This is a genomic window from Streptomyces sp. bgisy100, from assembly GCF_057709105.1.
Genome location: NZ_JBYITE010000051.1, coordinates 39578 through 47175 on the forward strand (window position 1 = coordinate 39578; position 7598 = coordinate 47175).

Annotated in this window: 7 protein-coding genes; 5 read left to right on the forward strand and 2 right to left on the reverse strand. The window is 73.4% G+C overall.

Features of this window, described 5'->3' with window-relative positions; translation table 11 throughout:
• Positions 1-182: 182 nt before the first annotated feature.
• Both AC3EQ1_RS26405 and AC3EQ1_RS26410 read right to left on the reverse strand, forming a co-directional pair.
• Entirely contained in the window at positions 183-1226 is a 1044-nt protein-coding gene (locus tag AC3EQ1_RS26405; protein ID WP_432096835.1) for a zinc-dependent alcohol dehydrogenase family protein, read from the reverse strand.
• A gap of 43 nt (positions 1227-1269) precedes the next feature.
• A complete protein-coding gene (locus AC3EQ1_RS26410) occupies positions 1270-2220 on the reverse strand; it encodes a sterol desaturase family protein (RefSeq protein ID WP_432096836.1) in 951 nt (316 codons plus the stop codon).
• Positions 2221-2649: 429 nt separating this feature from the next.
• Between AC3EQ1_RS26410 and AC3EQ1_RS26415 the strand changes: the two genes are divergently transcribed.
• From AC3EQ1_RS26415 to AC3EQ1_RS26435, 5 genes are all read left to right on the forward strand, one after another.
• Positions 2650-3648, forward strand: coding sequence for a DEDDh family exonuclease (locus AC3EQ1_RS26415; RefSeq protein WP_432096837.1), 999 nt, complete (start codon positions 2650-2652; stop codon positions 3646-3648).
• Positions 3649-3711: 63 nt separating this feature from the next.
• Positions 3712-3945, forward strand: a complete 234-nt coding sequence (locus AC3EQ1_RS26420) for a hypothetical protein (protein ID WP_351515071.1) — start codon at positions 3712-3714, stop codon at positions 3943-3945.
• A gap of 52 nt (positions 3946-3997) precedes the next feature.
• Complete coding sequence (locus AC3EQ1_RS26425) at positions 3998-4780, forward strand: SURF1 family cytochrome oxidase biogenesis protein (RefSeq protein WP_432096838.1); 783 nt, start codon at positions 3998-4000, stop codon at positions 4778-4780.
• Positions 4781-4859: 79 nt separating this feature from the next.
• Positions 4860-6638, forward strand: a complete 1779-nt coding sequence (locus AC3EQ1_RS26430; protein ID WP_432096839.1) for a glycoside hydrolase family 15 protein — start codon at positions 4860-4862, stop codon at positions 6636-6638.
• Positions 6639-6642: 4 nt separating this feature from the next.
• Positions 6643-7398: an SDR family oxidoreductase gene (locus AC3EQ1_RS26435; RefSeq protein WP_432096840.1), complete on the forward strand. Its 756-nt coding sequence runs from the start codon at positions 6643-6645 to the stop codon at positions 7396-7398.
• The last annotated feature ends 200 nt before the right edge of the window (positions 7399-7598 follow it).

Sequence of the window (7598 nt, forward strand, 5' to 3'; positions counted from 1 at the left end):
TGAGCCGACGGGAGCGGGCGGTGCCCCACGCGCTTCGGGGTACCGCCCGCTCTCCGTGCCGGGGCGCCGCGGACGGGGCGTTCCGGATGTGCCGTGGCGCCGCGGACGGCCGCCGGCGGCCGTCCGCCGCTGCCGGACGGTCGGTTGCGGAGGGTCGGTTACGGGCGGCCGGTTGCGGGTGGTCAGTTGCGGACCAGCACCTTGAGGGAGGTGCGCTCGTCCATCGCCTTGTAGCCCACCGGCACGCCGTCCAGGTCCACCGTCCGGTCGAAGACCGGGGACGGGTCGATCGTGCCGTCCAGGATGTCCGGCAGCAGCTCGGGGATGTAGCCGCGGACCGGGGCGATGCCGCCGCGCAGGGCGATGTTCCGGCCGAACATCACGCCCAGGTCCACGCCGGTCCCGCTGCCGTGCGGCGCCCCGACGTAGCCGATCGCGCCGCCGGGCCGGGTGATGCCGACGGCCGTGGCCATCGACTGCTCGGTCCCGACGGCCTCGATGACGGAGTGCGCGCCCTGGCCGCGCGTCAGTTCCCGCACGGCCTCCACCGCGGCCTCGCCGCGCTCGGCGACGACGTCCGTCGCCCCGAAGGTACGGGCCAGGTCGGTACGGGTCCGGTGACGGCCCAGCGCGATGATCCGCTCGGCGCCCAGCCGCCGGGCGGCCAGGACACCGCAGAGCCCGACGGCGCCGTCGCCGACCACCGCGACCGTGGCCCCCGGGCGCACGCCCGCGCCGACGGCCGCGTGATGGCCGGTGCCCAGCACGTCGGAGAGGGTGAGCAGCGCGGAGAGCAGCCGTTCGTCGGAGGCCGCCTCGGCGGGGAGCTTCACCAGGGTTCCGTTGGCGTGGGGCACCCGTACCGCCTCGCCCTGGCCGCCGTCGGAGCCCGCGTTGCCCCAGAAGCCGCCGTGCTCGCAGGAGGTGGTCAGGCCCTCGGTGCAGTAGTCGCACACCCCGTCGGACCACGTGAAGGGGGCCACGACGAGATCGCCGGGCGTGACCCCGGTCACCTCGGAGCCGGTCTCCTCGACGACGCCCAGGAACTCGTGGCCGATGCGCTGCCCCGGCTCGCGGGCCGCCTCGCCCCGGTACGCCCACAGGTCGCTGCCGCAGATGCAGGACAGCAGCACCCGCACCACCGCGTCGCCCGGCCGCTGGATCACCGGGTCGGGCACCTCCTCCACGCGGATGTCGTGCGGGGCGTGAATGACGGTGGCGCGCATGGTGGTGCTCCTTGCGGACTGTACAAGCGTTCGGTGCAGCCCCTCACCGTACGCCCGCTCCGCCGACCGGCACCTCGGCCGGGACGTCGGCCGGGACGTCGGCCGGGACGTCGGCCGGTGGTACGGCCGCCCCGTCCGCCGGCACCGCCGGCCCGGGCTCCCGCGCCGCGGGCTGCCACCCCGGTCCGCGCAGCAGCCGCCCCGCCCGCTCGCTCCAGCTCCGGGCCGCGCGCAGGTCGCGGGCGATGGCGACGTACTCGTGGGTGGCGACCCGCAGCACGTTGTAGGTGGCGATGTTCTTGGTGAGGCCGTAGACGGGGCGCTCGGTCTCCGGGGTGAAGGAGCCGAACAGCCGGTCCCACACGATGAGGATGCCGCCGAAGTTGCGGTCCAGATAGCCGCCCTGGGAGGCGTGGTGCACCCGGTGGTGGGAGGGCGTGTTGAGGAAGAACTCGACGGGCCGCGGCAGCCGGCCGATCCGCTCGGTGTGGATCCAGAACTGGTACACGAGGCTGACGGACGAGCAGAACGCCACCGCCGCCGGGTGCACCCCGCAGGCGACCATCGGCAGATAGAACGGCCAGACCGTGAGCGAGGTCCAGGGCTGCCGGAGCGCCGTGCTGAGGTTGTACTTCCGGCTGGAGTGGTGCACCACATGGCAGGCCCACAGCACGCGGACGACATGGTGGCCGCGGTGGGCCCAGTAGTAGCAGAAGTCCTGGGCGAGGAGGAGCAGCGGAACCGTCCACCAGACCACGGGGACGCGCAGCGGGGTGAGTTGGTGGACGGCGATCTGGGCGGCGACGGCCGGGACCTTCCACAGCAGGTCGAAGGCGAGGCTGCCCAGCCCCATCGTCAGGCTCGTCGCGGTGTCCCGGGCCTCGTAGCCCGCGGAGTCCTCGTCGGGGTGCAGCCGGTGGCTGACCATCTCGACGACGGTGAGCAGGACGAAGGCGGGTATCGACCAGAGCACGACATCGGGGAGGTGCGGCATGGCCGCACCCTAGGGCGGTCCGGGGCGCCGGAACAGAGGCCCGGCCGGGGGCGTTCCGGCCGCTGCCCGGGCCGGACCGGAGCCCGGACAACAAGGGCGGGGATCCGGCCATGGCACCGTCGCCGTCCGGACCCGCCGGGCGCGGACGGCTCCACGGCGCGCCCGCCCCCGGCGCAGCCGTTCCGCATCACCGCCCCCGCCGCGGCTTGACGGTGCGTCGCCCCGGAGCGCGTACGGCCATCGACCAAGTCACCGCAGGACGAAACGGACTTCTCGCTCCGCCCACCGACGCCGGCCGGGTGCGGCGCGCCCCGGCGCGGCGGTTCCGCTTCCGGTCCGGTGGTCAACCGGCCCCGGAATCCGCCCCCATGACGCCTTCCGCCCGGGGCGTTCGGGAGCTGTCAGCGGCGGCCCGTATCCTCAGGGACCATGCTCGAAGACCGCACGGCAGCCGCACCGTCCATCGCGCCGCAGCCCGGACCGCCGGCGCCCGCGTGGCCGCCCGCGTACCCGCAGGGGTACGCCGTGGTCGACGTGGAGACCACGGGGCTCGCCCGGGACGACCGCATCGTGTCGGCGGCCGTCTACCGGCTGGACGCGCGGGGCGATGTCGAGGACCACTGGTACACGACGGTCAATCCGGAGCGCGATCCCGGGCCGGTCTGGATCCACGGTCTGACGAGCGAGGCGCTCGCGGACGCCCCGCTGTTCCCGGAGATCGCCGACGCCCTGTCCGAGCGGCTGGCCGACCGGGTGCTGGTCGCGCACAACGCGGTATTCGACTGGTCGATGATCGCCCGGGAGTACGCGCGGGCCGGCCGGACGGCACCGGTCCGGCAGCGGCTGTGCACCATCTCCCTCTCCAAGGAGCTCGGCCTCCCGCTGCCCAACCACAAGCTGGAGTCGCTGGCCGCCCACTACGGCGTCGTCCAGCAGCGTGCCCACCACGCGCTGGACGACGCCCGGGTGCTGGCCGAGGCGTTCCGGCCGAGTCTCCACCTGGCCGCGGACGGCGGGGTGCGGCTGCCGCTGCTGGCCTGCCAGCCCCTCACCGAGTGGTCGGACACCCCGCGCACCATCGGCTACCAGTACCGTCCGACGAGCTGGCGCCCCAGCCGCAAGCGCCCCGCCTGCCCCTACCCCAACCCGGGCCGGTACGAGCCGGGCGCTCCGCTCGTGCAGGGCATGCGGGTGGCGTTCTCCGGCGACACCTCGGTCGACCGGGAGCTGCTGGAGGACCGCGCCTTCGACGCCGGGCTGCACATCGCGACCAGTGTGTCCCGCCTCACCAGCCTGCTGGTGACCAACGACCCCGAGGCGTCCACGTCCAAAACGGTCAAGGCCCGCTCCTTCGGCACCCCGGTGATCGACGAGGCGGCCTTCATGCAACTGCTCCAGGACGTGGCGCCCGCGCCGTCATCCGGGTGAAGCACGGCGACGCGCCCGCCGGTCGCGCCCGCTCCGCGGCCCCGCCGCCGCACCCTGTGGCCCATGGCACGTTGTGAGGTATGCGGAAACGACTACGGCATGACGTTCGAGGTGCACGCGCAGGGCGCGGTGCACGTCTTCGACTGTTTCTCCTGCGCCATCCACAAGATGGCCCCGGTCTGCGAGCACTGCCGGTGCGCGATCATCGGCCAGGGCGTGGAGGCCGACGGCCACTTCTACTGCGGCGCCCACTGCGCCCGTGCGGAGGGGCAGGTGGGACTCGTCGACCACGTCTGAAGAGCCACCCCCGCCCGTCCTGCACCCCACGACCGAGTTGTACGGTCGTGGGGTGTACCGCTTCCTGTTGTCCCGGCAATGGGTGATTCTCACCCTGGTGGCTCTCGGCCTGATCCCTGCCATGATCGAGCTGGGCTTCTGGCAGTTCCACCGCCACGAGCACCGGGTCCGGCAGAACGCCCAGATCGCCCGGAGCCTGGAGGCGTCCCCGGTACCGGTCGGCCGGCTCACCTCGCCCGGCCATGAGGTGCCCCGCGCCGACACCTGGCACCCGGTCACCGCGACCGGACGGTACGACACCCGCCACGAGGTCGTGGTCCGCCAGCGCACCGCCGCCGACGAGCAGAGCATCGGCTACTACGTCGTCACTCCACTGATCATGAAGGACGGCCGGGCGGTGCTGGTCAACCGCGGCTGGATCCCGACGAACGGCCCGCTCACCACCTTCCCGAAGGTTCCCCACGCGCCCTCCGGCGAGGTCACCGTCACGGGCCGGCTGATGCCCGACGAGACCACCGCCGAGAGCGGCATCAAGGACAAGCCGGGCCTCCCGCCGCGCCAGGTCATGCTGATCGACAGCCGCCGCCAGTCCCTGTCCGAGCCGGTGCTGGGCGGCTACGTCGAGCTCACGAGGACCGCCCCGAAGGCCACCCGTCAGCCGGAGCAGGTCCCGGAGCCGGATCACGACAGCATCGGGCCGCACATGGCGTATGCCGTCCAGTGGTGGCTGTTCGCCGCGGGTGTCCCGGTCGGCTGGGTGGTGCTGGTCCGCCGGGAGCGCCGGGACCGGCTGGCGGCGGAGCAGCCGCAGGAAGCGGTGCCGGTCCCGGCCTGAACCCGTCCGGTGGCAGGCCGGAATGCCCGGGGCCCGCTCCGGGCAGGGGAGAACACGGAACCGTGGGAAAGGCGGCACCGTGCCCGGACAGATCGAGGACTACGCCCTCATCGGCGACCTGCAGACCGCCGCGCTCGTCGGCAGGGACGGCTCGATGGACTGGCTGTGCCTGCCGCGCTTCGACTCCGCGGCGTGCTTCGCCGCGCTGCTGGGCGACGAGGACAACGGGCAGTGGAGGGTCGCCCCAGCCTCGGGCGGCACCTGCACCGACCGCGCGTACCGCGGCGACACCCTGGTCCTGGACACCTTCTGGGAGACCGGTACCGGCACGGTCAAGGTCACCGACTTCATGCCGCAGCGCGACAGGGCCCCCGACGTCGTACGGATCATCGAGGGCGTCTCCGGGTCGGTGGAGATGCGCAGCGAGATCCGGCTGCGCTTCGACTACGGCAACATCGTCCCCTGGATGCGCCGCACCAACGGGCACCGCATCGCGATCGCGGGCCCGGACTCCGTCTGGCTGCGCAGCGAGCCGCCCGTCCCGACCTACGGCAAGGACTTCGCCACCTTCGCCGAGTTCACGGTCTCCGCGGGCGAGCGCGTCGCGGTGGTCCTCACCTGGCACCCCTCCCACGAGCCGCAGCCACGCCGGATCGACCCGTTCGCCGCGCTGGAGTCCAGCGTCGAGGACTGGGAGAAGTGGTCGGCCCGGTGCAGCTACGACGGCCCCTGGCGGGACGCGGTGATGCGCTCGCTGATCACCCTCAAGGCCCTCACCTACGCCCCGAGCGGCGGCATCGTGGCCGCCGCGAGCACCTCCCTGCCGGAGGAGATCGGCGGGGTGCGCAACTGGGACTACCGCTTCTGCTGGCTGCGCGACTCCACGCTCACCCTGAACGCCCTGGTCTCCAGCGGCTATCTGGACGAGGCGGCGGCCTGGCGCGACTGGCTGCTGCGGGCCGTCGCCGGTGACCCCGCGGACCTGCAGATCATGTACGGGCTGACCGGCGAGCGGCGGCTGACGGAGTTCGAGGTCCCCTGGCTCCCCGGCTACGAGGCCTCGTTCCCGGTCCGGATCGGCAACGCCGCCGTGGAACAGCTCCAGCTCGACATCTACGGCGAGGTGCTGGACTCCCTCTTCCTCTCCCGCGAGCGGGGCCTCCCCCAGGAGGAGCACTCCTGGAATCTCCAGCGCGCGCTGATGGACTTCCTGGAGACCCAGTGGCGCGAGCCGGACGAGGGCCTGTGGGAGGTCCGCGGGCCGCGACGGCACTTCGTCCACTCCAAGGTCATGGCCTGGGTCGCCGCCGACCGGGCCGTCCGCACCCTGGAACAGTCCCCGGAGCTGGGGGGCGACGTGGACCGCTGGCGCGCCATGCGGGACACCGTCCACCGCGAGGTGTGCCGGCACGGCTACGACGCCGACCGGAACACCTTCACGCAGTCCTACGGCTCCACCGAACTGGACGCCGCGACCCTGCTCATCCCCCAGGTGGGGTTCCTCCCGCCCTCCGACCCCCGGGTGGTGGGCACCGTCGACGCGGTGCGCCGCGAACTGGACCACGGCGGCTTCGTCCGCCGCTACACCCCGGACCACGTGGACGGCCTCCCGGGCGACGAGGGCGCCTTCCTCGCCTGCTCGTTCTGGCTGGCGGACGCGCTGTGCGCCACCGGCCGCACCAAGGAGGCCCGGGACCTCTTCGAGGAGCTGCTGTCCCTCCGCAACGACGTGGGGCTGCTGGCCGAGGAGTGGGACCCGGCGGCGCGGCGCCAGCTCGGCAACTTCCCGCAGGCGTTCAGCCACGTCGGCCTGGTGAACACGGCGCTCGCCCTCTCCCGGAGCGATAGGACACCATGAGGCCATGGATCTTGAACTGAAGGACCGGGTGTACGTGGTCACCGGCGCCAGCCGGGGCCTCGGGCTGGCCGCCGCACGGGAACTCGTCTCCGACGGCGCCAAGGTGGTGCTGAGCAGCCGGGACGAGGAGGCCGTCACGGCTGCCGCCGCCGAGCTGGGGCCGAACGCCGCGGCCATCACCGCCGACAACGCCGACGCCGGGACGCCCGAACGGCTCATCGCCACGGCCCGGGCCCGTTTCGGCCGCTTCGACGGCATTCTGATCAGCGTCGGCGGCCCGCCGCCCGGTCTGGGCACGGACAACACCGACGAGCAGTGGCAGGCGGCCTTCGAATCGGTTTTCCTCGGCGCGGTCCGCCTGGCCCGCACGGCCGCGGCCGAGCTGCCCGAGGGCGGCGTGATCGGCTTCGTCCTGTCCGGTTCGGTGCACGAGCCGATCCCCGGCCTGACGATCTCCAACGGCCTGCGCCCGGGCCTCGCGGGCTTCGCCAAGTCCCTCTCCGTCGAACTCGGCCCCCGCGGCATCCGCGTGGTCGGCCTGCTCCCGGGCCGCATCGACACGGACCGGGTCCGCGAACTCGACGCCCTCTCCGGCGACGCGGACGCCGCCCGCACCCGCACCTCGGCGGGCATCCCCCTCCGCCGCTACGGCCACCCCGAGGAATTCGGCAGGACGGCGGCCTTCCTCCTGTCCCCCGCGGCGTCCTACGTGACCGGCATCATGCTCCCGGTCGACGGCGGCTCCCGCCACGGCTTCTGACCACCCGAACTCCAACGGTCACGGGAGGGTGCGGCAGGACCGAGGCGGGCCTGCCACCCAGATGCCTGGAAAGGCCTCGGAGCCACCGAGCGAGGTGAGGACGGACTCGCGGTGCCACCGGCCCAGTGGTCCGGACGTCAGGAGTGGGGCCGCAGGGCCGGGTGAACGTCAGGGGGTGGGGGCGCAGGGGTGGGGGGTTC

Bases quoted from the DNA above. Each gene is read 5' to 3' on its own strand.
- AC3EQ1_RS26405 (WP_432096835.1), bottom strand. From the start codon at position 1,226: ATGCGCGCCACCGTCATTCACGCCCCGCACGACATCCGCGTGGAGGAG.
- AC3EQ1_RS26410 (WP_432096836.1), bottom strand. From the start codon at position 2,220: ATGCCGCACCTCCCCGATGTCGTGCTCTGGTCGATACCCGCCTTCGTC.
- AC3EQ1_RS26415 (WP_432096837.1), top strand. From the start codon at position 2,650: ATGCTCGAAGACCGCACGGCAGCCGCACCGTCCATCGCGCCGCAGCCC.
- AC3EQ1_RS26420 (WP_351515071.1), top strand. From the start codon at position 3,712: ATGGCACGTTGTGAGGTATGCGGAAACGACTACGGCATGACGTTCGAG.
- AC3EQ1_RS26435 (WP_432096840.1), top strand. From the start codon at position 6,643: ATGGATCTTGAACTGAAGGACCGGGTGTACGTGGTCACCGGCGCCAGC.